This is a genomic window from Rhodoligotrophos defluvii, from assembly GCF_005281615.1.
In the GTDB taxonomy this organism is placed as follows: Bacteria; Pseudomonadota; Alphaproteobacteria; order Rhizobiales; family Im1; genus Rhodoligotrophos; species Rhodoligotrophos defluvii.
In genome coordinates, this window is the sequence record NZ_SZZM01000001.1 from 1,553,517 (window position 1) to 1,576,622 (window position 23,106).

Annotated in this window: 20 protein-coding genes; 2 read left to right on the forward strand and 18 right to left on the reverse strand. The window is 64.9% G+C overall.

All coding sequences use genetic code 11. The features are described from left to right. Positions 1-9 precede the first annotated feature (9 nt). A complete protein-coding gene (locus E4P09_RS07410) occupies positions 10-1,242 on the forward strand; it encodes an NAD(P)/FAD-dependent oxidoreductase (RefSeq protein ID WP_137388861.1) in 1,233 nt (410 codons plus the stop codon). Here the strand turns inward: E4P09_RS07410 and E4P09_RS07415 are convergent. The 18 genes from E4P09_RS07415 to E4P09_RS07500 all read right to left on the reverse strand — a co-directional run bounded on the left by E4P09_RS07415 (position 1,205) and on the right by E4P09_RS07500 (position 21,666). Continuing rightward, positions 1,205-2,917 (reverse strand): monovalent cation:proton antiporter-2 (CPA2) family protein, encoded by a 1,713-nt coding sequence (locus tag E4P09_RS07415; RefSeq protein WP_170984271.1) that lies wholly within the window; start codon positions 2,915-2,917, stop codon positions 1,205-1,207. The genes E4P09_RS07410 and E4P09_RS07415 overlap by 38 nt on opposite strands. A gap of 152 nt (positions 2,918-3,069) precedes the next feature. Then, complete coding sequence (locus E4P09_RS07420) at positions 3,070-3,705, reverse strand: LysE family translocator (protein ID WP_137388863.1); 636 nt, start codon at positions 3,703-3,705, stop codon at positions 3,070-3,072. 63 nt (positions 3,706-3,768) lie between these two features. Then, a complete protein-coding gene (locus E4P09_RS07425) occupies positions 3,769-4,596 on the reverse strand; it encodes an ABC transporter ATP-binding protein (protein WP_137388864.1) in 828 nt (275 codons plus the stop codon). 25 nt (positions 4,597-4,621) lie between these two features. After that, positions 4,622-5,896 carry an ABC transporter substrate-binding protein gene (locus E4P09_RS07430; RefSeq protein ID WP_137388865.1) on the reverse strand — a complete coding sequence of 425 codons (1,275 nt, stop codon included), beginning with the start codon at positions 5,894-5,896 and terminating at the stop codon, positions 4,622-4,624. A 36-nt stretch (positions 5,897-5,932) separates the two neighbouring features. After that, positions 5,933-6,997 (reverse strand): branched-chain amino acid ABC transporter permease, encoded by a 1,065-nt coding sequence (locus tag E4P09_RS07435; protein ID WP_137388866.1) that lies wholly within the window; start codon positions 6,995-6,997, stop codon positions 5,933-5,935. Positions 6,998-7,005: 8 nt separating this feature from the next. Continuing rightward, complete coding sequence (locus E4P09_RS07440; RefSeq protein WP_137388867.1) at positions 7,006-7,899, reverse strand: branched-chain amino acid ABC transporter permease; 894 nt, start codon at positions 7,897-7,899, stop codon at positions 7,006-7,008. Continuing rightward, a complete protein-coding gene (locus tag E4P09_RS07445; protein ID WP_137388868.1) occupies positions 7,892-9,853 on the reverse strand; it encodes a long-chain fatty acid--CoA ligase in 1,962 nt (653 codons plus the stop codon). Before E4P09_RS07445 ends, E4P09_RS07440 begins: the two co-directional genes overlap by 8 nt. Further along, positions 9,850-10,680, reverse strand: a complete 831-nt coding sequence (locus E4P09_RS07450; RefSeq protein ID WP_137388869.1) for an ABC transporter ATP-binding protein — start codon at positions 10,678-10,680, stop codon at positions 9,850-9,852. The genes E4P09_RS07445 and E4P09_RS07450 overlap by 4 nt, the downstream gene beginning before the upstream one ends. Positions 10,681-10,809: 129 nt before the next feature. Then, on the reverse strand, positions 10,810-12,348 hold the full coding sequence (locus E4P09_RS07455) for a 4-hydroxyphenylacetate 3-hydroxylase family protein (RefSeq protein ID WP_137388870.1): 1,539 nt from the start codon (positions 12,346-12,348) through the stop codon (positions 10,810-10,812). Between the two features lie 33 nt (positions 12,349-12,381). Continuing rightward, positions 12,382-14,052: an acyl-CoA dehydrogenase family protein gene (locus E4P09_RS07460; RefSeq protein ID WP_239025047.1), complete on the reverse strand. Its 1,671-nt coding sequence runs from the start codon at positions 14,050-14,052 to the stop codon at positions 12,382-12,384. Positions 14,053-14,268: 216 nt separating this feature from the next. Then, positions 14,269-14,937, reverse strand: a complete 669-nt coding sequence (locus tag E4P09_RS07465; protein ID WP_137388871.1) for a TetR/AcrR family transcriptional regulator — start codon at positions 14,935-14,937, stop codon at positions 14,269-14,271. A 38-nt stretch (positions 14,938-14,975) separates the two neighbouring features. Next, positions 14,976-16,160 carry a M20 family metallopeptidase gene (locus E4P09_RS07470; RefSeq protein WP_170984272.1) on the reverse strand — a complete coding sequence of 395 codons (1,185 nt, stop codon included), beginning with the start codon at positions 16,158-16,160 and terminating at the stop codon, positions 14,976-14,978. Continuing rightward, complete coding sequence (locus E4P09_RS07475) at positions 16,150-16,905, reverse strand: ABC transporter ATP-binding protein (RefSeq protein WP_137388873.1); 756 nt, start codon at positions 16,903-16,905, stop codon at positions 16,150-16,152. Before E4P09_RS07475 ends, E4P09_RS07470 begins: the two co-directional genes overlap by 11 nt. After that, positions 16,902-17,873: a branched-chain amino acid ABC transporter permease gene (locus tag E4P09_RS07480; RefSeq protein WP_137388874.1), complete on the reverse strand. Its 972-nt coding sequence runs from the start codon at positions 17,871-17,873 to the stop codon at positions 16,902-16,904. Before E4P09_RS07480 ends, E4P09_RS07475 begins: the two co-directional genes overlap by 4 nt. Beyond that, positions 17,870-18,748 carry a branched-chain amino acid ABC transporter permease gene (locus E4P09_RS07485; protein WP_137388875.1) on the reverse strand — a complete coding sequence of 293 codons (879 nt, stop codon included), beginning with the start codon at positions 18,746-18,748 and terminating at the stop codon, positions 17,870-17,872. The genes E4P09_RS07480 and E4P09_RS07485 overlap by 4 nt, the downstream gene beginning before the upstream one ends. Before the next feature lie 17 nt (positions 18,749-18,765). Then, positions 18,766-19,599 (reverse strand): polysaccharide deacetylase family protein, encoded by an 834-nt coding sequence (locus tag E4P09_RS07490; RefSeq protein ID WP_137388876.1) that lies wholly within the window; start codon positions 19,597-19,599, stop codon positions 18,766-18,768. Positions 19,600-19,739: 140 nt separating this feature from the next. After that, positions 19,740-20,963: an amino acid ABC transporter substrate-binding protein gene (locus tag E4P09_RS07495; protein ID WP_137388877.1), complete on the reverse strand. Its 1,224-nt coding sequence runs from the start codon at positions 20,961-20,963 to the stop codon at positions 19,740-19,742. 34 nt (positions 20,964-20,997) lie between these two features. Further along, on the reverse strand, positions 20,998-21,666 hold the full coding sequence (locus E4P09_RS07500; protein ID WP_170984321.1) for an ABC transporter ATP-binding protein: 669 nt from the start codon (positions 21,664-21,666) through the stop codon (positions 20,998-21,000). Positions 21,667-21,954: 288 nt separating this feature from the next. Here E4P09_RS07500 and E4P09_RS07505 point away from each other — a divergent pair, with 288 nt between their 5' ends. Beyond that, positions 21,955-23,106, forward strand: a complete 1,152-nt coding sequence (locus tag E4P09_RS07505; RefSeq protein WP_137388879.1) for a M20/M25/M40 family metallo-hydrolase — start codon at positions 21,955-21,957, stop codon at positions 23,104-23,106.

Genomic DNA, 23,106 nt, shown 5'->3' on the forward strand with positions numbered 1-23,106 from the left:
AGGCGCGTGATGGCACACAGAATTGCAGTTGTCGGCGGCGGCTTCGCGGGGCTCTGGGGCGCGGCCAGCGCAGCCCGGGCGCGCGCTCGCTTCGCGGTGCCGGAGGCCGAGCTGGAGATTGTGCTCGTTTCTCCGGGGCCGTTTCATGTTATTCGCGTACGGTGCTATGAGGCCGATCTCGAGCCCGTCCGCGTACCGCTCGACGACGTGCTCTCGCCCATCGGCGTGCGGCGAGTTCAGGCTCGCGTCACGGGGATAGACGCAACCGCCCGCTCCCTGACGCTGGAAGGCGGCGCCGGCGCCATCACCGGCCTCGAATATGATCGTCTTCTCCTCGCATCGGGAAGCGAGCTCGTGCGCCCGGCCATTCCTATGGGCCAGCAGACTTTCGACGTGGACAGCTACGAAGGTGCTCGGCGCCTCGCCGGCCACCTCGCGGCTCTCGCCGAGAAACCGCGGAATGAAGCAGCGTGCACGGCGGTGGTGATCGGCGGCGGCCTCGTGGGAATCGAGATCGCCTGCGAGCTGCCAGGCCGGCTTCGGTCCGCGCTTGGCGCCGATGCTGCGGTCCGGGTGGTGCTCGTCGACCGTGGCGACATCGGCGCGGATATGGGCGAGGGGCGCGGCATCATCCTCGACGCGCTCGCGGCGCTTCGCATCGAGTCACGGCCAAGCGCCCGCGTCACCGCCATTGACCAGACCGGCGTGGCCCTGGACAGCGGCGAGCACATCGCCACCGCGACCGTGGTCTTCGCCACGGGCATGAGAGCAAGCCCCCTGACGGAGGGCTTCGGCGTCACACGCGACCGGCTTGGCCGCCTGCCGGTCGACCGTTTCCTGATGGTGGAAGGCGTGGAGAGCGTCTATGCGGCTGGCGATTGCGCGCAGGTGCAAACCGACGACCTCGGCCACGTTTCTGTCATGTCCTGCCAGCACGCACGTCCCATGGGCCGGCTTGCCGGGCATAACATGGTATGCGACCTGACGGGCCGTCTCGCCGAGCGGGTGCCCTTCACCGCCCCCGACTATGTGACGGTGCTCGACCTCGGCCCTTACGGCGCCCTCTACACGTCCGGCTGGGAACGCGGCACAGTGGTCGCAAAGGGCGCCGAGGCCAAAGCCACGAAACAGACAATCAACGGCATGCGCATCTATCCGCCGCGGCCTGCAACGCGGGGTGCCATATTCGCTGCCGCAGCGCCCGTTATCCAGTCCCGCCCGTCTGTGAAGACTTCGGGTTAGCTCGTGCCCTCGCCGGGGCTTGCATGACTTGCCGCACGGCCTCTATCGCCTGCTGGATCTGAGCTTCCTCTTCTCCCAATGCGTCAAGGACTGCCTTGCCGAGAAGGAGACTGGATTCCGTGGTTTCCGGCAGAACACGCGTGGCGCCCTCGGCGAGCAGGGCTTGCATCTCGACGTGATCCCGCGCGCGGACGATGATCGGCGTGTCCGGTAAATTGCGGCGCAGATTTCGAAGCACGACACGCGCCGCAGCCGGGTCATCCAGGGTAATGACGACCGCGCGGGCCTCCTGAGCCCTCGCCGCCTTCGTTATCGCTTCCCGGCATGCATCTCCGAAGAAGACGTGCAGCCCCTTCGCACGCGAGGCCTCCACACGGGCAACGTCGAGATCGACCGCTATCCATCGATGCCCTCGTTCTCCGAGCAGCTGCGCAATGGTTTGGCCGACCCGTCCGAAGCCGGCGATCACGACGTGATCGAAATACGATTTCGCCTCCGCCTCCAGGGCGGCCCGGCCATCCAGGCCGCGACTGTCCAACCAGCGCTGCGCATGGCGGCCCGCCCAGGCCAGAGCCGGCGTCGCCGCCATGCTCAGAGCAACGACGGCCAGAAGGAACTGGCCCGTTTCGACTGGCAGCACCGCGGTGCCCATGGCAAGGGAAAATAGCACGAAGGCAAACTCACCACCCTGCGCAAGGTGCAGCCCCGCATTGACGGCGAGGCCCGGTGAAAGCCCAAACAGGCGCCCCAATCCTGCAATGAGCAATGCCTTCACGAAGAGGAGCGCGATCGTCGCAGCCAGGATGAGGTGAAATTGTGGGACGATCACGCGGAGGTCCACCAGCATGCCGACCGAGATAAAGAAAAGCCCGAGCAGGATCCCGCGCACTGGACGAATGTCGGCTTCGACTTGGTGGCGATATTCGGTTCCCGCCAGCATGAGCCCCGCGAGGAACGCGCCGAGCGACATCGAAAGCCCCGCCGCCGCTGTTCCCCAGGCGGTCGCCAGCACGACCAGCAGGGTTGCTGCCATGAACAGCTCGGGGCTGCGCGTCGATGCGATGAAGCGGTAGAGGGGCCGCAACACGAGCCGCCCCGCCGCCAGGAGCAGGGCCAGAGCGGCCGTTGCCTTTGCAGCGGCCAAGATGAGAGCCTGCCCGACCGCCTCGGGCTCCTGTCCCAGGGCGGTGACCACGGCCAGGCCGGGCACGACCGCCAGGTCCTGAAGCAGGAGAATGGATAGGACGACCCGACCGAGTTGGGTCGACAGTTCGCCCCGTTCCGCAAGCATCTGCAGGACGAAGGCGGTCGAGGACAAGGCAAGCGCGCCGCCGACGACTGCGGCCTGGCTCCAGCCCCGGTCAAGCAGCAGCGCACCGGCTCCGATCGCCAGTCCGGTCACGGCCACCTGCGCCAGACCGAGGCCGAACACATAACGCGCCATGACCTTCAGCCGATCGAGCGATAGCTCGAGGCCTATGGCGAAGAGCATGAAAACAACGCCGAGCTCGGCGAGGCGATGTGTGCCTTCGACTTCACCGATCAGAGCCAGCCCGTGAGGGCCTATGACGAGCCCGGCGATGAGATACCCGATGACCGCATGCACACCCACTCTTCGGACAAGGGGCACGACCAGCACCGATGCCAGCAGGAAGATGGTGGCGTCGCGGAGCATCGAGTAATCGTGGGAATGAATATCGGGCATCTCTGGTTTAGCTGGTTCGCCGCCGGAGCAGGCACAGGAGCCCGCAGCGGTGTGTCAGGCATACCACGCTTCGAAGCCCAGGATGCAACGGCGCATGGCACCGCCGCCCAGGCGAGGGATTTCTATCTCCCTTCGAGGGCAATGCGAATGCCGAACGCGACCAGCAGGCCTCCCATGAGCCCTTCGATCCAGCGCCGCACCGCGCTCCGGCGAAGGAAATCGCCGGCTGTCGCGACCAGAACGGCATAAAGGGTGAGCCAGCCGAAGGTCATTCCAGAGAATATGAGCCCCAGCAGGAGAAAGCTGAAGAAGCTCGCTTCCCCGGCCGGCACGAATTGCGGCAGCAAGCTTGCGAAGAATATCGCCATTTTGGGATTGCCGAGGTCGCTGACGAGGCCTTGCCGGAAGGCAGCGAGCGGCCGCAATCTCGAGGAAGGATTAATTGGTTGCGCTATGTGAGCTTTCACCCCGGAAGAACCGAACGCGTCCCGCAGCGCCTGAATGCCCAAGAAAACGAGGTAGGCCGCACCGGCATAGGTGAGAGCGAGAAAAAGCGGCTTGGAGGCGACGAGGATTGCGACTATTCCCGCGCTGGTGGCCAGCGCCCAGATGACTTGGCCGCTCGCCACGCCGAGCGCCGTCATGACCCCTCCCGGCCGGCTGCCGAGAAGCGTGTTTCTTATGGTGACCGCGGTATCGGGTCCGGGCGTGACGATGACGACGGCCGCGAGGCCCAGGAAGGCCAGAAACCCGGTCATAGGTCCTCTCCAGCGACAACATGCCGGGCGCGCAGGCCCTTGGTTCTGTGTGGCACGGATATCTTAAAGCCAGCGCTTGCGCCGGTGGAAGCTCTTGAGGTTCTTGAAGCTTTTGCGAGCCGCGCTGGTGCCGAGATAGAACTCTTTCACATCCTCGTTTTCGCGCAGCTCGGCCGCGGAGCCGTCCAGCACGATCTTGCCCTGCTCCATGATATAGCCGTAGGACGCAAGGCCGAGGGCCATCTTCGCATTCTGCTCGACGATCAGGATTGTCGTCTTCAGTTCGCGATTGATGCGCTTGATGATTTCAAACACCTCCTGCACCAGAAGCGGCGATAGGCCCATGGACGGCTCGTCCAGGAGGATGAGCTTCGGACGGGCCATGAGCGCCCGCCCGAGGGCGAGCATCTGCTGCTCGCCCCCGGACAGGTAGCCGGCCAGCCCCTTTCGTTCGCGCAGCCGCGGGAAATAGCTGAAGACCGTTTCCAGGTCGTTCTCGATCTCGCGGTCCCGCCTGACATAGGCGCCGAGACGCAGGTTCTCGACGCAAGTCATGTCACCGATGATGCGCCGGCCTTCCAGCACCTGAAAGACGCCGCGACGCACCACCGTGTCCGGCTCGAGCGTGCTGATCTCCTCGCCGCCGAAGGCGATGTTGCCCCGCGTGATCTTTCCGTTCTCGCTCTTGAGAAGCCCCGAGATCGCCTTCAGGGTGGTCGACTTGCCGGCGCCGTTGGCGCCGAGCAGCGCCACGATCTCGCCGGCATGCACCGCAAAGCTCAGGCCGCGCAGGACCAGGATGACCTCGTCATAGACGACCTCCACATTGCTGACATTGAGCATTGGAGGGCCGGTACGCTCCCGTCCGACTGCTCCTTCAAGCCTGATCATGGCGGTGTTCACCTTGTCGAATAGCCTACCAGCCGAGCCATTCGGGCCGGCGCTCGACCTCGATCGTCTCCAGCGGCTCGAATCGGATGGTGCCGGCCTTCACAAGCTCGGCCACGGGCGCATCGGTCGGCCCAGTGACATGGGCGCGCACGATGTTGACGCCCGCGGTTCCGCGATGGTCTTCCGGCGTCCAGGTCGAGGGGAAGCAAACGCCTTCCAGGCCGGCGGGCACCCAGTCGGCCTTCTGATAGAAGCCCTGTTTGATGTTTTCGCCGCTGATTCCGCCATTCGCCGCCGCCCATTCCATGGCTTCCTTCAGATAATAGACGGCGCAGACGGAGGCCATGTAATGGCCTAGCCGGAACGCCCGGCCCGACGGGTCGGAAATGGCCGAGATGGCGCGCAGAGTGGCCATGCCCGGGGCATCTCCATTCCACAGCACCGGCGTGCGCACCGCGAAGACCACCCCGTCCGCTCCCGCGCCGATCGCCTTGGCGGAGCTCTCGTCGAGCCCCCAGACATTGCCCAGGAACTGCGGCTTGGCGCCCACAGTGTGGCACGACTTCAGTAGCGAGATGGTGGAGCCGGCCGTGTTGCCGAGATAGGCGTAATCAGCACCGCTCTCTTTGAGGGTCAGGCATTGCGCGGTGTAGTCGCCGGGTGTCAGCGCATATTGGATGGCCGGCAGCACTTCGAAGCCCAGCTCGCGCGCCAGAGCTTCGCCCGCCTCCTTCGGTGCATTCGGATAGGGATGATTGGCGCCCATGTGCACGTATTTGGGCTTGTCGGTTCTCCCCTTCGCCTCGTAATCCTTCTTTGCCCAGATGAGCAGGCCCCGGAGCGCATCGGAATAGGTTGGTCCGTAGAAGAAGTTGTAGGGGGCCGGCTTGCTTCCCCGCGGGCCCTTGCCCTGGGGATCGCTGATCTGCGCGGCATAGGAGCCGGACACGTACGGAATCTGATCCTTGGCGACGAAACCGCTGAGCGCCTCGGTGTCAGCCGTTCCCCAGCCCAGGATCGCGGTCACCTTGTCGCTGCCCGTCCACTTCTTGTATTGGCTGATGGCGCGGGGCGCCTGGTAGGCATAGTCGAACATGTCGATCGAGATCTGCTGCCCCGCAATGCCACCGTTCTTGTTGATGTAGGCGATGGCGTCCTGCTGGCCCTGGCCGAAAGGCTGGCTGATGTCGGATGTGGGCCCGGTGTAATCGACGAGCTGCCCGATGCGGATCGTCTCCTGCGCCAGGGCCGGTCCGCATAATCCGATCAATGCTGCCCCAAGAACTGCGATTGCTTTCATTGTACTTGCTCCTCCCAGATGTTTTCTTTGGTTGGCTCAGTGCGAGAAGGGAAACAGCTTCCAATAGGCCTTGATCTGGCGCCATCGATGCGCAAGCCCGTCCGGCTCGAAGACGAGGAAGAGGATGATGGCGAGGCCGATGGTGATCTCGCGCAGATAGGCCAGCGAGTCGCGCAGCCCCAGTGCGCTGTCGATGGGTGTCCCCGCGAGCGCGTCGGTGAAGGCCTGCATCACCTCCGGCAGCAGGACCATGAACGCGGTGCCCAGCAGGGTGCCGAGCAGCGATCCCAGCCCGCCGATGATGATCATCCCGAGAAACTGGATCGAGAACAGAAGGGTGAAGCCCTCGACGGAAACGAACTGCAGGTAGTGCGCATAAAGCGCGCCGCCGATGCCGGCGTAGAACGCGGAGATGCCGAAAGAGAGCGTCCGGTACTTGGTGAGATTGATGCCCATCATCTCCGCCGAGAGGTAATGGTCGCGCACGGCGACGAGCGCGCGGCCGTCGCGGGTCCGCAACAGATTCGCGGCAAGAACAAAGGCCAGGATGACGGCGACGAGCACCACATAGGCATAGCGCTCGTCGGTGTCGAAGGTCATGCCGAGCAGGCTGAAGGGCGGCGCTATGGTCCCGGCGACGCCGCCGGTGAACCAGTCCGCCCGGTTGAGGAAGTCCTCGATGATGAATTGCGCGGCAAGGGTGGCAATGGCCAGGTAGAGCCCTTTCAGGCGTGCCGCCGGCAGGCCGAAGACCATTCCCACGGCTGTTGTGGCGAAACCTGCGAGCGGTATGGACAGCACCACCGGAATGCCGGCATTGGCGAAGTAGGCCGAGGCGAAGGCTCCGAAGCCGAAGAATGCGGCATGCCCGATCGAGATCTGGCCGGTGAAGCCCACGAGAATATTGAGACCGAGCGCCGCGATGCTGAGATAGCCGATCTGAATGAGCAGCGACAAAAGGTGCTTGTCCAGCACTGCCGGTGCAGCCGCGAGCACGGCGATGAAGACGATCACGCCCAGCCGGCTTCCCCTGGTCGGGAAAATGGTCGTGTCGGCTCGATAGGTTGTGCGGTAGTCGCCTGCCGGGAGAAGAAGGGTCATGGAGCACCTCACACCCGCTCGATGTCGCGCGTGCCGAAGAAGCCGTAGGGCCTGAGCATCAGAATGCCGACCAGCACGTAGAACGGGGCGACATGGTAGAGATTGCCCCAGTGCAGCCAGCGGCTATCCACGTAGTGCATGAGGTTTTCGAGCAGGCCGATGGCCACGCCGCCGAGGACGGCGCCGAACACGCTGTCGAGCCCGCCCAGGATCACCGCCGGGAACACCTTGATGCCGAAGCTCGACAGCGCCGAAGAGACACCGTTCACGATGCCGACCACCACGCCGGCGACGGCGGACACCACCGCGGAGATCGCCCAGCTTGCGGCGAACACGGACCGTACGGAAATGCCGAGGGACTGGGCGACCTGCTGGTCGAAGGCGGTGGCGCGCATGGCAAGGCCGTAACGGGAGAATTTGAAGAACCATGCGAAGCCGGCCATGATCACCAGGCATACGCCGAGGCTCATGACGTAAACGGTTTGAATCCGCAGCCCGAGAAACGCGATGCTCGGCACCGCAAACACCTGCGGAAACGGTTGCGCGGTGACGCCGAACATCCACTTCATCGCGGCATCGATCACGATCGACAGTCCGATCGTCACCATGATCACCGAGATGATCGGTTCCCCGATCAGCGGCCGGAGCAGCACCACCTGCAAGAGCAGGCCGAACGCCACCATGAAGGCGAGCGTCATGGGGAAGCCGAGCACGAAGGGCAGCTGCCATTTGGCCACCAGCCACCAGCACACCCAGGCGCCGACGAGTAGGAATTCGCCCTGCGCGAAATTGACGACGCGGCTGGCCTTGTAGATCAGCACGAAGGCCATGCCGACCACGCCATAGAGCGCGCCGATGACGATGCCGTTGACGATGAGCTGAATCAGCAGGGCATCAGGCACGATACCTCTCCCTGGCCGGTTTGAGCGGATAGACCGCCGCGGGTTCTGCAGCTTGCGGGTGCAGGTCGACGATACGCAGCCGGGTCCGCACCCGCTGGCGCGTGCCGTCCTGAAGCGCGATGGTGGTGTCGACGTCGATGGCCGGCTCGCCCCGATAGATCGCCTCAATGATCGATCCGTATTTGTCGGCGATCACGCCGCGGCGCACCTTGCGGGTGCGCGTGAGCTCGCCGTCATCGGCATCGAGCTCCTTGTAAAGAAGCAGAAATTTGCGGATCTGCTGGTGGGCCGGCAGCGAGCGGTTGACCTCTTCGACCTCGCGCCGGAGCAGGTCGTAGACTTCGGGCTTGGCCGACAGGTCCGCGTAAGTTGTGAAGCTGATGCGCCCCTTCTCGGCCCATTTGGACACGATCGAGCCGCGGATGCACAGCATGGCCGCGAGGTAGTCGCGCCCTGCGCCGACGATCACCGCTTCGGCGATATAGGGGCTGAACTTCAGTTTGTTTTCGATATATTGCGGGCTGAACCGATGGCCACCGGCGGTCTCCGCCATGTCCTGCAGCCGGTCGATCACGATGAGGTGGCCCTTGTCGTCGAAATAGCCGGCATCGCCCGTATGCATCCAGCCGCCGCGCACCGCCTCGCGTGTCGCGCCTTCATTGCGGAAATAGCTGGCGAACATGTGCGCATGCCGCGCGATGATCTCGCCCACCCCGTGCTGATCGGGGTTGACGATCTTCACCTCGACGCCCGGGAACGGCACACCCACCGTATCGAGATCGACAGCTTGGGGCGGATGAATGCAATAGGCGCCGAGCATCTCGGTCTGGCCGTAAAGCTGGCGGAGCGGCACGCCCATGGCCTGAAAGAACCGGAAGGTCTCCGGCCCCAGTGCAGCCCCGCCCGTGGCTGCCGATTTCAGGCGCGAAAAGCCGAGACGGTCCCTGAGCGCCCGGAACAGAAGAATGTCGGCGAGTTGTGAGCGGCCGCCTTGTGCCCGCGCGGCGAGGCCCAAGCGCAGGCCAGCCTCGTAGATCGCGCGCTTCTCGGGCGAGGTGTCCATGATGCGGGCGCGTATGTCGGCCGCGATCTGCTCCCAGATGCGCGGCGCAAACAGCACGAAATGGGGCGCGATCTCGCGAAAGTCGTGCATCGAGGTTTCCGGCTCCTCGACGAAATTCACCACCATTCGCGCGACCAGCCCCCAGCCCAGCGCATAGATCTGCTCCATGATCCATGGAAGCGGCAGTACCGAGACGTAGTCCTCGCCCGGTGCGCGCGGATCGACCTCGAGATACACCGCCGCATGGGCGAGAAGTGCCCGCGACTGCAGGACCGCCAGCTTCGGCTGCGAGGTTGTGCCCGACGTGGTGCACAGGATGGCGACGTCCTCGCCGCGGCCCGCGGCAACGTGTGTTTCATAAGCGGAGGGCTGTGCAGCACCATAGGCATCGCCCACCCTGACGAGGTCCGACATGAACATCAGGCGCGGATCGGAATATTTCCGCATGCCGCGCGGATCGCAGTAGATGATGTGGGTCAGGCGGGGCAGCCGCTCGCCCAAATTGAGGAGCTTGTCCACCTGCTCTTCGTCCTCGGCAACGACGGCCACGGCGCCCGCATGATCGATGAGATAGGCCATCTCCTCATCGAGTGCGTCGCGGTAGATGCCTATGCTCACGGCGCCGATCGCATGGGCGGCAATTTCGCTGCACACCCAGTCCGGCCGGTTGTCGCCCACGATGGCGACGACGTCGCCGCGGCTTATGCCGAGCGCGAGAAAGCCCAGCCCGATCGAACGGACACGGGCCTGATATTCGCGCCAGGTGATGGGACGCCAAATGCCCAGCTTCTTCTCGCGCAGCGCCACATCCTCCGGAAACGCCGCGGCGTTGTGGGCGAGAAGCTTCGGCAGCGTGTCGAGGTTCGACAGATCCGGGTGCAAAGTCGTCACGCTCTGCCCTCCAGGACCGGCGCCGCACTCCCGTCCTCAGCTTGGGAACTGCCCGGCTCGCCGAGATAGGCCTGGCGGACACGCTCGTCCTGCAGGACGGCAGCGGGAGGGCCCTCGGCGATCTTGCGGCCGAAGTCGAGCACCATCACCCGATGGGAAATGTCGGCAACCACGCCCATGTCATGCTCGATCATGACCACCGTCGTGCCGCGTTCCTCGTTGAGATCGACCACGTAGCGCGCCATGTCCTCCTTCTCTTCGAGATTCATGCCGGCCATCGGCTCGTCCAGCAGGATCAGCTTGGGTTCGATGGCGAGCGCCCGGGCAAGTTCGACGCGCTTGCGCATGCCGTAGGGGAGCGTTCCCGCGATGGCCTTGCGCACGGGTTCGAGCTCGAGAAAATCGATGATGTCCTCGACGATCTCCCGGTTCGCCAGCTCCTCCCGTTCGGCGCCGCCGATCCAATAGAGCGAGCCCCGCAGGAAACCGGCGCGCAGATGGGCGTGACGGCCCACCATGATGTTGTCCAGCACGCTCATGTGCCCGAACAGCGCGAGGTTCTGGAAGGTCCGGCCGATGCCGATCCGGGCCCGCCGGTGCGGCGGCAGGTGGGTGATGTCGCGCCCCTCGTAGAGGACGCGTCCGGACGTCGGCCGATATCGCCCGGAGATGCAGTTGACCATGGAGGTCTTGCCGGCGCCGTTCGGCCCGATGATCGAGAACACTTCGCCGGCGCGCACGGCAAAGCTCACATCGGAGAGCGCCGCGACGCCTCCGAACCGCAAGGACACCTGCTGTGCCTCGAACAGAGGCGCATAGGACCCCATTTCTTGCATCCTCCCCCGGCTTGTTCTCTTTGCCTCGGGCCGTCGCGCTTCCGGCCCGGAACTCAGCGGATGTGACGTTTTGTTGTTGTGTCCATCCGAGCGATACGTTCGGGACCGACCCTCTCCGGATCACACCCGGCTTGGCACGGCATCGGTCCCGATCACTTCCGGCACTTCGCACCCCGTCGCGCAGCAGCGGCCGGGCTGCTTCGATACCCGGCGGCCTTCGGCGAGCACCCCGCGATCGAGCAGGCGCTCCACCAGCGCGGTCTTGTCCGCGATGGGGTAGTTGCGCCAGATTTCCCGCTTCATCGCCTCGGGCGAGCCGCCGCCGTGCAGCGAGATCACGGAGTACCAGCCGGCCTGGTAGGACGCGGTCAGGTCCTCGATGAAACGGGAGACTTCCAGCCGCTGTGTGGCGGGGATGTCCTCGCGCCCCGCGAGCACGGCGGATAGCGAAGCCTCGGTATGGGGATTGTGGTCCTCGTCCGGGCCGGGAAGGCTGACCACCAGCCCGCCGGACACGTAATGGGCCAGCCGGTGCATGTCGTAGATCTGCGTGGCGAGCAGCAGCTTGCCTATGTTGGAGAACACCACGTCCGGCATGACCGACCCGGCCGGGTCCTTCAGGGCATAGACCGATGCGGCGACCCCGCAGGCATAGAAGCCTTCCACGATCTTGATCAGCTCGACCATGGCCTCGCGGATATGGGCATGGCGGCTGGGATCGAGACCGTTCGCCTCGATCATCAGCGCGCCGGCACCGATGAGCAGGTCACCGAAGCCGGCCCGCGCGCCGATGCACGAATGGCGGTGATGCGTGGCATAGGAGGTGGTGGCGACGCCAGCCTCCTCGTGTTCCCCGGCCAGGAAGACGCGCTCCCACGGCACGAACACGTCATCGAACAGCACCACCGCGGTCGATTGGCCATACTTGCCGGAGAACTTGGCCGCAGCCTCGCCGGGGCGCCCGGCCGGACGCGCCACCATGGTGATGCCGGGCGCATCCACGGGAACGGCGCAGCAGACGGCGAAATCTGCATCTTCCTTCGTCATCGTGCGGCACGGCATGACCAGGAACTCGTGCATGTAGGGCGCGCCGGTGACGATCGCCTTGGTGCCACGGATGACGATGCCGTCCCTGCGCCGCTCGCGGATATGGACATAGACGTCCCGCTGCGACTGTGCGCCCGGCCGCTTGGAGCGATCGCCTTTGGCATCGGTCATCGCGCCGCCGACCGCGAGGTCGTTGTCCTGCACGTGGTGCAGATACTCGACGAGGCGGCCGTGGTACTCGGTGCCGAAACGGTCATCCGCCAGCTTGGTGGCCTGATAGAGGCCGTTCAGCATGTCATGGGTCACGTAGCGCTGAGCGCAGCCGGATTCCTGGCAGACCAGCCGCACCGCTTCCAGCTTGTACAGGAGGTCGGTCGAGGACTCGTTGATGTGAAGCATCCGGTTGACGGTCTTGCCCGACGTGCCCTGGCGCGCGGTCATGAGCATCTGATGTTCCGGCCGGAGCGCGAAGTCGTAGGTGATCCCGACGGCATTCACGCCCGGGACGAATGCGGGGTCATCGGCCACGCTCTCGACCGCCCGGCCATCGACGAAGATGCGCGGCGAAAGGCGGCGCAACGACTCCCGGTATTCCTCCGAAGACATCAACATGGAATTGCTCCGCTGCTTTGTATCGTTCGGTGCTCAGCTCTCCAGCCTGGCCCGCTCGATGATCGGGCGAACGTCAACCCCGCGGGGCAGGGTGCCGAACATGCGTCCCCATTCCCTCGTCAGGCGGGTCGCGCAGAAGGCGTCGGCAACAGCCGGAATGGAATGCTGGACGAGCAGGGCGCCCTGGAACGCATAGACCATCATCTCGACGAGGTAGCGCCCGCGCAGTTCGAAGTCCGCGGTGTCGCCCAGCTCGTCCTCGAGCCGGTCCATATAGGTATCGAGCCGGCGGTCGGCACCGCGTGCCTTGCGGATCTCGGCCAGCAGTACCGGAATGGTGTCCGGTTCCCGCTGTATGGCGCGCATCACGTCGAGCACGATCACGTTGCCCGAGCCTTCCCAGATGCTGTTCAGCGGGGCCTCGCGATAGAGTCGCGGCATGATGTGTTCCTCGACGAAGCCGTTGCCGCCGTGGCACTCGAGCGCCTCGTGGATGAACGCGGAGGCGCGCTTGCAATTCCAGTATTTGGCGAAGGCTGCCGTGATGCGCTCCAAGGTGCGGGCGGTCGCATCGCCTCGCAGCGCGTCGTCGCACGCCCGGGCGACCCGGAACGCCATCACCGTGTTCGCCTCGCAGTCGATCGCCAGATCCGCGAGCACCCGGTTCATCAGGGGCTGATCGAGGAGCAGCTTCTGGAAGGCCCGCCGATAGGACGTATGGTGCAGCGCCTGGGTGAGCGCCTGCCGCATCATGCCGGCCGAGCCTATGGTGAAGTCGAGCCGCGTCAGGTGGATCATGCCGATCGCCGCGCGGATTCCTCTGCCTTCCTCGCTCAGGGCATAGGCAAGGGTCCCGCGGAATTCCACTTCGGATGACGCATTGGACCGGTTGCCGAGCTTCTCCTTGAGCCTCTGGATGAAGAAGTTGTTCCGCGAGCCGTCCGGCAGGATGCGCGGAATGATGAAGCAGGTCGGGCCGGCTTCCGTATAGGCAAGCGAATAGAACCCGTCGCACATGGGCGCCGAGCAGAACCACTTGTGCCCGTTCAGCTCGTAGAGTGTTCCGGGGCCGCCGCCCTCCAGGGCAATCGCCTGGGTGGTGTTGGCACGCAGATCCGAGCCGCCCTGCTTTTCCGTCAGGGTCATGCCGATCGTCGCGCCGGTTTTCTGCGATATGTGCAGCGGCCGCTCGTCGTATTTGGTGGAATTCAGGGCCGGCACCCAGGTCTCACCGATGCCCGGGGTTTTGGCGAGCACCGGCACAGCCGAATAGTTCATGCCGGTTGGGCAGGCCGTGCCGTTTTCCGCCTGGTTCCACAGATAGCTGAGCGCGGCCCTGGCCACGTGGGCGCCGGGCCGGTCGTTGATCCAGGCATAGGAATGCACCCCGGCACCGAAGGCGATGCGCATGAGCTCGTGGTAGGAGGGGTGGTACTCGACGAAGTCGATACGCTCGCCGATGCGGTTATGGGTCTTGAGCTCCGGCAGATACTTGTTCGCCTTGTGCGCCAGATCCTGCACGTGCCGGCTGCCGCAGACCGCGCCAAAGGCCCGCACGTCGCCCTCCGCCCAGGCGGCTCCCTCGCGCCGCAGCGTTTCGGCCAGCACCTTGTCGCCATCATAGAGGTTCTGATCTTCCGGGATCGGGACCTGGTTCAGCACCTCGTGGGTGGCCACGTCCTTCTTCATGATGGCAAGCGTCATTGGGCGTCTCCTGGTCTGCAGCCGCTGCGGGCCGTCGTTCTGCATAAAATGAACCAGATTCATTTCTTGAGTCAAGCAGAACGACGAAGGCCGCCGCCCGGTGCGGCCCAGCAAGAGCATTTTCGAGCGACGTGGATACCGGTTCGCGTGAAGAAAATGCGACCAAGCAAGAACTTGAGACGCGGTTTCGCGATTCTGAGAAGAGCGGAAACGCTTCTAGCGCGCGACGGCGGCGAGACAGAAGGTGGTCAATGAATCGACGAGGCTATCGAGACTGCGCTCCGGATCGGGCCCATCGGGCGAGAGCACGGCGATGAGGTTCTCGTTCATGGCGCCGACGACGGCCGCCGCAACGATCTCGGCGTCTTGCTCGCGGAACGTGCCGTCCGCGATCGCCTCCCGGATCAGGTCCGCCAATACGGCCGCCAGCGCGCGCCGGTAGCCGATCCTGGCCTGCCAAACCGTCGCATCGATCGGCTCGATGAGGAGCAGATAGGCAAGCCGGTAGCCGCGGATGGCCCGCGACAGGAAGGTCCGCATGGCCCGTTCGAAACGCTCGTCGGGCGCAGCCCGCGTGCGCGCGATGGCGATGATGACGTCGAGCTCGTGCTGCGATGTCTGGCGCACGACTTCGGCGAGAAGATCGGCCTTGGAGGGAAAGTAGCGATAGACGGTGCCGGTCGCCACGCCGGCGAGCTTCGCAACCGCCGCAATGGGCGCTTCGCCGAATCCCCCTTTCAAAATCAGCGCCCGGGCCGCGGCGACGATGCCTTCCCGTTTTCCTTCGAGCTGCTTCAGAACGCGCTCGCTCTTGCGATAGACCATCCCCTCCACCGTGACGCTGCCGTACTCAGCGGAGCCGCCGCTGCGCCGATTGCGGCGCACTTCTATGATGCGCGCCCGGTCTTGCCAATGCCTGCCGGCTATCCGTCGCTCAAGGCTTGCTCTTGGAATCGCCGCGACATCAGCATGCCGTGCAGCAGGGCGGCGCGCGGGGCGATGGTCGAGACCAGGATATGCTCGTGCTCCGCATGCGCGCCGGCACCGTTGCAGCCTAATCCGTCCAGCACCGGCAAGCCCAGGGCGGCGGCGAAATTGCCGTCGGAGACGCCGCCGCGCGAGGTCTCGGCCATGGGCAGGCCCAGCGCAAGCGCCGAGGTCGCCTCGTAGAGGCGGACCACCGCGGAGCTGCGCTCGAAGGGAGGCCGGTTCATCCCACCCTCGACGGTGAGGCGGATATCCGGATCATAGGCCTTACGCGAGAGCATCCGCTTGAGCATGCGCTCGGCGGTGGCCATGTCGTCCACCCGCATGTCGATCTCGATGGTCGCTTCCGCCGGCACCACGTTCACGCGGGTGCCCCCCTGAATCGTGCCCACATTGAACGTCGCCGCCGTCTCGCTGTCGTTCATCGCCTCGATGTCGAGAACCTGGCGAGCGATCTCCCGGATGGCGCTGCGGCCGTCGCGCAGATTGCCGCCGGCATGGGAGGAACGGCCATGCGCCGTCATCTTGAAGAAGCCCCAGCCCTTGCGCTTGGTGATGACCGTTCCCGGCGCCTCGAAGGCCGGCTCCGGCACCAGCACGAATGCGGCGCCCGAGGCGAGGTCCTCGATAAGCGCGCGCGAGGTGGGGCTGCCGATTTCCTCGTCGCTGTTGAGGAACACGGTGATCGGCCGCGGCGGCCGCAGCCCCGCTCTGGCGATCTGTCTCAGGGTTTCGGTGATGAGATAGGAGCCGGCCTTCATGTCGAAGATGCCCGGTCCGAACAGCTGGTCGCCCTCGCGCCGCACCGGGCGGGCGGCCAGCGTGCCCGCCGCCCAGACCGTATCGATATGCCCCATCAGCAGGGCAGGCCTGCCGCTCACGCCCTCGGGCGCGTAGGTCAGCACCAGCTGTCCGCCGCAACCATCGCGGCCCGGGATGCGCCGCACGGCCACAGCCAGCCCGGCGAAGGAGGCCTCGATATGGTCGAGAAGACGGTCAATCAGATCAGGCCGTTCCGACGGGGTTTCGAACGCGACCCACTCGATGATCCCTTGCGCCAGCGCTTCCGCATCGAACGAAGCGGGCCGCGGAAGGCCTTCGCCGGTCATTTCAATTTCCATGTCGAGCCTCCTCCGGCGCCGCATCTTCCGGCGTGCCGAGATAGGCGGCGATCACGGCCGGATCGCTCACCACCTCCTGCGGCGTGCCCTCGGCGATCTTGCGGCCGGCATCGATGACCAGAATGCGGTCGCAGATGCTGGTCACCGCCTTCATGTCGTGCTCCACCAGCCAGATGGTGGTGCCGCGCTCGCGCACATTGCGCAGGCAAGCAAGCATCTGTTCCGTTTCGGTCGGGTTGAGCCCGGCACAGGGCTCGTCCGCGAGCAGCAGGCTCGGCCGCGTGGCGAGCGCACGTGCGATTTCGAGCTTGCGCAGATTGCCCACGGTCAGCCCCTCCGCGGTGCGGTCGGCGAGGTCTTCTATGCCGGCCACCCGCAGCGCCTCCCGGGTCACCGCGTCCACATCCGCCCGGTCGGGCCTGCCGAACATGGCACCGACCGCCACATTCTCGCGAACCGTGAGCGCGGGGAACGGCTTGGCGATCTGAAAGGCCCGCGCGATGCCGCGCTGATTGAGCTTGTAGGTCGCCACGTTGACGATCGACTGGCCGCGGAACCGGATCTCTCCGGCGGTCAGCGGGTAATAGCCCGTGATCAGGTTGAACAGGGTCGACTTGCCGGCCCCGTTCGGTCCGATCAGCCCATAGATCACACCGGCCGGAATGTCGAAGTCGATGTTCTCTATGGCCGTCAGCCCGCGAAACTGCTTCGTCACGCCGCGTCCGGAGAGAATGGTCTCCGTCATGCCTGCGCCTCCGCCTTTCGCGCCAGCGCCGCGCGCCGCGAGCGGGTGAGCGCGCCGAGGATGCCGCCCGGCATCAGCAGAACGATGGCCACCACGATCAAGCCGGTGATCAGGAGGTGGATGTCCAGGAAGCGCGACAGCAGCACCTGGGTGATGAATAGCATCACCGCCGTCCCGATGATCGGGCCGAACAGCGTGCCGATCCCGCCGATCAGGCAGAACACGATCATGTTGAGGCTGAAGTCGAGGCGAAACACGGTGTAGGTGGTGAAATAGCCCACACTGTAGCCGTAAACCGCCCCGAGCAGCCCGACCAGGACCGCGGAGAGCACGAAGGCCAGAACCTTGTACTTCTCGGTGGCGACGCCGAGCATCATCGCCGTGTCCTCGTCTTCGCGGATGGCCAGCAGCGCATAGCCGAAGCGGGTGCGCTTTATCAGCAGCGTCAGGAGGAAGGCCAGGAGCAGCAGCGCGCCGAAGATGTAGTAGTAGAAGTCCTCCGGCGTGACGCCGCTCGGCACCGGCGGGCTGAGGAACACGCCGACCCCGCCCTGGAACCAGCCGATATTGTTGACGAGCTCGCTGACCACCTGGCTCACGCCCAGCATGACGATGGCGAAGTAGATGCCGCGCAGGCGCAGGATGGGATAGGCGATCAGTGCGGCAAACAGGCCGCAGACCAACCCCGCCACGAGCAGCGGTACGACCATCGACATGGGCCCGGTTCCGAAGGTGCCCACATGCATGCCGAACAGGGCGGCGCTGAAGGCTCCTATGCCGATGAACACCGTATGGCCGAAGCTCCAATAGCCGGCAAAGCCGCCCAGGATGTTCCAGGCGAGCGCCAGGGCTGCCGAGAAGAAGAAGAACTGGACCACACGGGTATAGAACGGCCCGAGCCAGAGCGGCAGCAGCGCCAGCACGACGACCGCGGCAAGTCCGGCAAAAATGGCGAGCGGCTGCTTCATCTGGACTCCCCGAAGCTGTGTCCCAGCAGCCCTTGCGGCCGCACCAGCAGCATGAGCACCAGCACCAGGAACATCATCGCCGTGGTCAGGGACGGCCCGATATATTGCGCCGTATAGGCGTTGATCAGGCCGAGCAGCAGTCCGCCGACCAGGGCGCCGGCGGGGCTGCCGATGCCGCCGAGCACCACCACGATGAACGCGTTCAAGGTCCACGCCACCTCGCTTGCCGCGGAAAACGGCTGGACGATGCCGATGATGGCGCCCGATGCACCCGCCATGGCCGCGCTGAGCCCGAAGGTGAGCCCGTGCAGGCGCCCGACGCTCAGGCCCGACAGCTCCGCCGCGAGTGGCTGCTGGGCGGTGGCGCGCACCGCCCGGCCGAACTGGGTGCGCGCCAGCACCAGCGCCAGGATGAGGAGCAGCACGAGGCTTGCGCCCAATGCAATCAGGCGGACGAGGTCGATCCGCAACGGGCCGAGGCCCACGCTGGTGAAGCTGTAGCTCGGCGTGATGGTCTGCACGTCCGGCCCGAAGGTCAGTTGCAGCAGGTTGCGCGCGATCATGGCGACACCAAAGGTGACCACCAGCGAGGCGACCAGTGATGCCCGCGAGATCGCCCAGTGAATGATCGTGCGCTGATAGGCATAGCCGACGGCGAACAGCACGAGGCCTATGGGGATGATCGCGAAGAAAGGATCGATGCCGAGATGCCTGAACAGAAGCAGAGCGCCATAGGCTCCGGCGACCACGAAGATGCCATGGGTCAGGTTCACGATCCCCATGACGCCGAAGACCAGGGAAAAGCCGACCGCCGCCAGCGAATACAATCCGCCCAGCACCAGGCCGTTCAGGGTCGTCTGCAGGAAGAGCAGCATCGCGTGCTACCGCCCGGTCACGCGGCTTCCGCCACCGCGGACCAGGCTTCGGCGATCTCGCGCCCGGTGGCGAACCACACGCCCGGCGCGCGCCTCATGAAGGCGATATAGTCCCGCAGCATGGCCAGCCTGGACGGCCTGCCGATGATCTGCGGATGGGTGACGATATTGACCAAGCCGCCCCAGCGATAGATTTCGGTGAACTCCTGCTTCCAGATGCTCAGGATGTGCTCGTTGGTCATGATGGCGCGCGGCAGCTTGATGGCGAACAGCGCATAAGGCGCATCATCGAGGCTCCAATGCCAGGGCAGCTCGATGGGGCCGCGCGAGCCATCCTGCAGCACATGGCGGTATGGGCTCACCTGGTCCATCAGCGAGCTGTCGTAGAGGAAACCGTATTCCTGCAGCAGCCCTATCATGTTGGTGGAGGTCTCGCCCGCGGGCGAGCGATACCCGAGGGGCCTCACGCCCACCGTCTTCTTCAGGGACTCGAGGCCCTTCTCCAGCGCCTCGCGCTCCTTGTCCGGATAATCCGGATCGATCCACTCGTGGAGATAGCCGTGATGCCCGACCTCGTGCCCACCGGCGACGATCGCTTCCATCCGGTCCAGATATTTCTCGGCCGTCCATCCCGGCACGAAGAAGGTGGCCTTCAGATCCTCCTCCTTCAGCAGCTCCAGGATCTTGGGAACGCCGGTCTTGCCGCCATAGGCGCCTTGCGAAAGCACCCCGGGCCTGCGCACATTGTCCGGATCACGCGAAAGCCACAGGGTCTCCGCGTCGAAATCGAAGGTCAGCATGACGGCGCAGCGCGCTCCGTTCGGCCAGGGTATCGGCGTCATGTCGTTCATGGTCGGCTCCTATCGCTGCATTGCTCATCGAGGTTCGGCCTAAAGCGGAAGCGGGCGAAATGGGTCCCGGCTTTTCGTGGATTGCCGCTTGAGCCTTGCGCCGTAATCCTGTGGTGCTCCCACCGCCGGTGCCGGGCGGACTATGCCCGCTCCGCCCAGGTCGGCGCGGGATAGATCGGCTTGGCCGATGCGCTCTCCGCCGGCGAGATCACCTCGATTTCGCCGTTCTGCCGCTGGATCAGCAGCGGTCCGAGCAGGTCGGCCTGACCATCGCCCTGGGGCGTGAACTTGATGTGCCCGTAGAAACACTCGAAGTCCAGGGCCGCGAGCGCGTCACGCACCGGGTCCAGCTCGAGCGTTCCCGCATTTCGCGCTGCCTGCAGGTAGCAGATGATGCAAGCGGCCCCGCTTGCCATGTGATAGGTCAGCTCGCGGTCGAAATTCGCCCTGTAATATTTCGCGAAGTTCTCGGCAGAACCGAAATATTCGCCCTTGAACGGCGCGCGCTCGGACCAGTATGCCTGCGTGACAACCGCGTTCGCGTAATTGCCGAGCGCTTCCTTGTAGGCCGCCGTTTGCGGCCCGAGCGTCTGGTACAGCATCTTGACGTTGGTGTTGGTCGAGATCATCTGCCGCGCGATCAGGATCGACGTCTCGTCATGAGTGGTGCAAACCAGCACGTCCGGCGTGTTCTGGCGTATCGAGGTCAGCACATTGGTCACGTCGCTGACCTGGGCCGGCAGGGCGATGAAGTCGAGCACTTGGATGCCGGCCTCCTCGATCAGCGCCCGCGCGCCGTCGGCTTGAAATTTGGAGAACGGATCGTTGGTGTAGATGATGCTGATCGTCTTCACCGCCGGCTCCAGTTCCTTGAACATGTTGACCGACGAGACGAACTGCCGGGAGGCCCGTGGGAACAGGCCGAAGACGCGGTTGCGGCCTTGGGTGAAGATCAGGTCGGAACCGCCCCCCGCCTGCACCATGATGCGGCCGGCTGCCTCGGTGATCGCGCAGGTGGGCAGGACGATGTTGCTGCCGAACGAGCCCAGGAAGAAGCCGATACCCTCATCCACCTGCCGCTGGATCAGGGTGGACGCGCGAGCAGGATCGCTCGCGTCGTCGAACAGGTTCAGCGCCAGCGTATATTTCTGGCCGCCGATGTCGACCCCGCCCATCTCCTCGTTGACGAATTTGACGGCGCATTCATAGCCGCGCATCACATTGAGCCCGGTCTCGGCCGCTGACCCCGTCATCGGCACCGAGCCGCCGAAGACGATCCTGTTTTCTTGCGCGACGGCGGCGTGCGGCATCACACCCGCTAAGGCGAGTGCACTGCCGGCTTTCAGGAAATCGCGTCTGTCCATCTCAAAGCCTCCCACTTGTCTCTTAGGCGTTCGCTCACGCCAGCCCCAGGTAAGCCTGCTTCACCTTAGGATCGTTCAGCAGCTCATTCCCCTCCCCGCTCTGCACCACGCGGCCCTTTTCGAGCACATAGGCGTAATCGGCGATGGCAAGCGTCTGATGCACGTTCTGCTCGACCAGAAGAACGCTGATGCCTTCTTCGTTCAGTTTCCGAACAAGCGAAAATATCGTCGAAACCAGGATCGGGCTGAGTCCGAGGGAAGGCTCGTCCAGGATGATGAGCCGCGGCATGGTCATCAGTCCGCGGCCGATGGCCAGCATCTGCTGCTCGCCGCCCGAGAGTGATCCCGCATTCTGGGATTTCCGTTCGCCAAGCCGCGGGAAGAGCGCAAACACGCGGTCGAGATTCGCCTGCATTCGGTCCCGCGCGCGCCCGACATGGCCGCTGACCAGCAGGTTCTCGTAAACCGTGAGGTGCTGAAAAACCAGGCGGCCTTCGGGGACCAGGCAAAGGCCGAGATCCACGACCCGATGGGCCGGCATCCCGGTGATGTCGTTGCCTTCGAACAGGATGGTGCCGCGCCGCGGCCGCAAGGCGCCGGCGATCATTTTCACGCTCGTGGTCTTGCCGGCACCATTCCCGCCGATCAATGCCACGATTTGGCCTTTCGGCACCTCCAGGCTGCAATCGGCCACGGCGCCCATTCCCGCATAATCATAGGCAAGGCGGGAAACCGTAAGGAGCGGATCTCGACGGGACCCCTTCGCAGCAGCTGTGGGTAACGACGTCATATGCCGCTCCGGCAAGTATTGCGGTGCGATACGATCAAACTGTAGCTTTGCATCGCCGTTTGGGCTTGTCAAGAAAGAGGGGAGTGGCTCCACGCGGCGCCCGAGTAGCGGGAGTGGGGCACGCCGCGCTGTTTGACGCTGCCGTTTGGCTTGCCCTATGATGATGCGATTTTATCATATTGCTTTACGATACGGAAAACGATGCCCAAGTCCAGCAGCCTTCCGGACTTCGCCAGCTTGCCATTCGACGCCCAGGCCATGGCGGCCGGCCTCGCGCCTTGGGTGGAACAGGAGAGTCCGACCTTCGACCGTGACGCGGTGAACCGGATGATGGACCTCGCCGCTCGCGAAATGAGCGTCATGGGCGCCGAGATCCAGCGCATTCCCGGCCACATGGGCTTCGGGGATTGCGTGAGGGGCCGCTTTGCGCATGGGGCCGATCCTGGTCCCGGTATTCTCATTTTGGGCCATCTCGACACGGTCCACCCGGTCGGCACGCTCGCAGCATTGCCTTGGCGGATGGACGGTGGTCGGTGCTACGGGCCCGGCGTGCTGGACATGAAATCCGGCAACTATCTCGCGCTCGAGGCCATTCGCCAGTTGCAGCGTGCAGGCTTCAGGCCACCCCTGCCGGTCACGGTCCTGTTCACCAGCGACGAGGAGGTGGGCAGTCCGAGCACGCGGCCACTGATCGAGGCCGAGGCGGCGCGCCACAAATATGTGCTGGTGCCGGAGCCGGCCCGCCGCAATGGCGGCGTGGTGACCGGCCGTTATGCCATTGCGCGCTTCACGGTGACGGTTCACGGCCGGCCGAGCCACGCGGGACTCAGGCTGAGCGAAGGCGCATCGGCCATCCGGGAAATGGCTCACCAGATCCTGGCTATAGAGGCCATGACGGACGAGGAGATCGGCTTCAACGTGGGCGTGATCCGCGGCGGCCAGTGGGCCAATTGCGTGGCGACCGCCTGCCATGCCGAGGTGCTGGCTTCCGCAACCACGAACGAGAAGCTGGACGAAGCCATTCGGCGGATCCACACGCTTTCGCCGGTCGGCACGGATGTGAGCGTCAGGGTCGAAACCGGCGTGATCCGGCCGGTGTGGACCCGGAATGATGCGTCATGGCAGCTTTACGAGCATGCCAGCGCCCTCGCCAGTAGCCTTGGCTTCGAGATTCCCTACCAGAATTCCGGCGGTGGTTCCGATGGAAACTTCACGGGTGCCATGGGCATTCCGACCCTCGACGGCTTGGGTGCGCGGGGAGACGGGCCCCACACCCTCGAAGAGCACATCATCACGGAAAGTCTGGCTGAACGCGGGCGCCTCATGGCCGCGCTGCTTGCCACATTGCGGTAG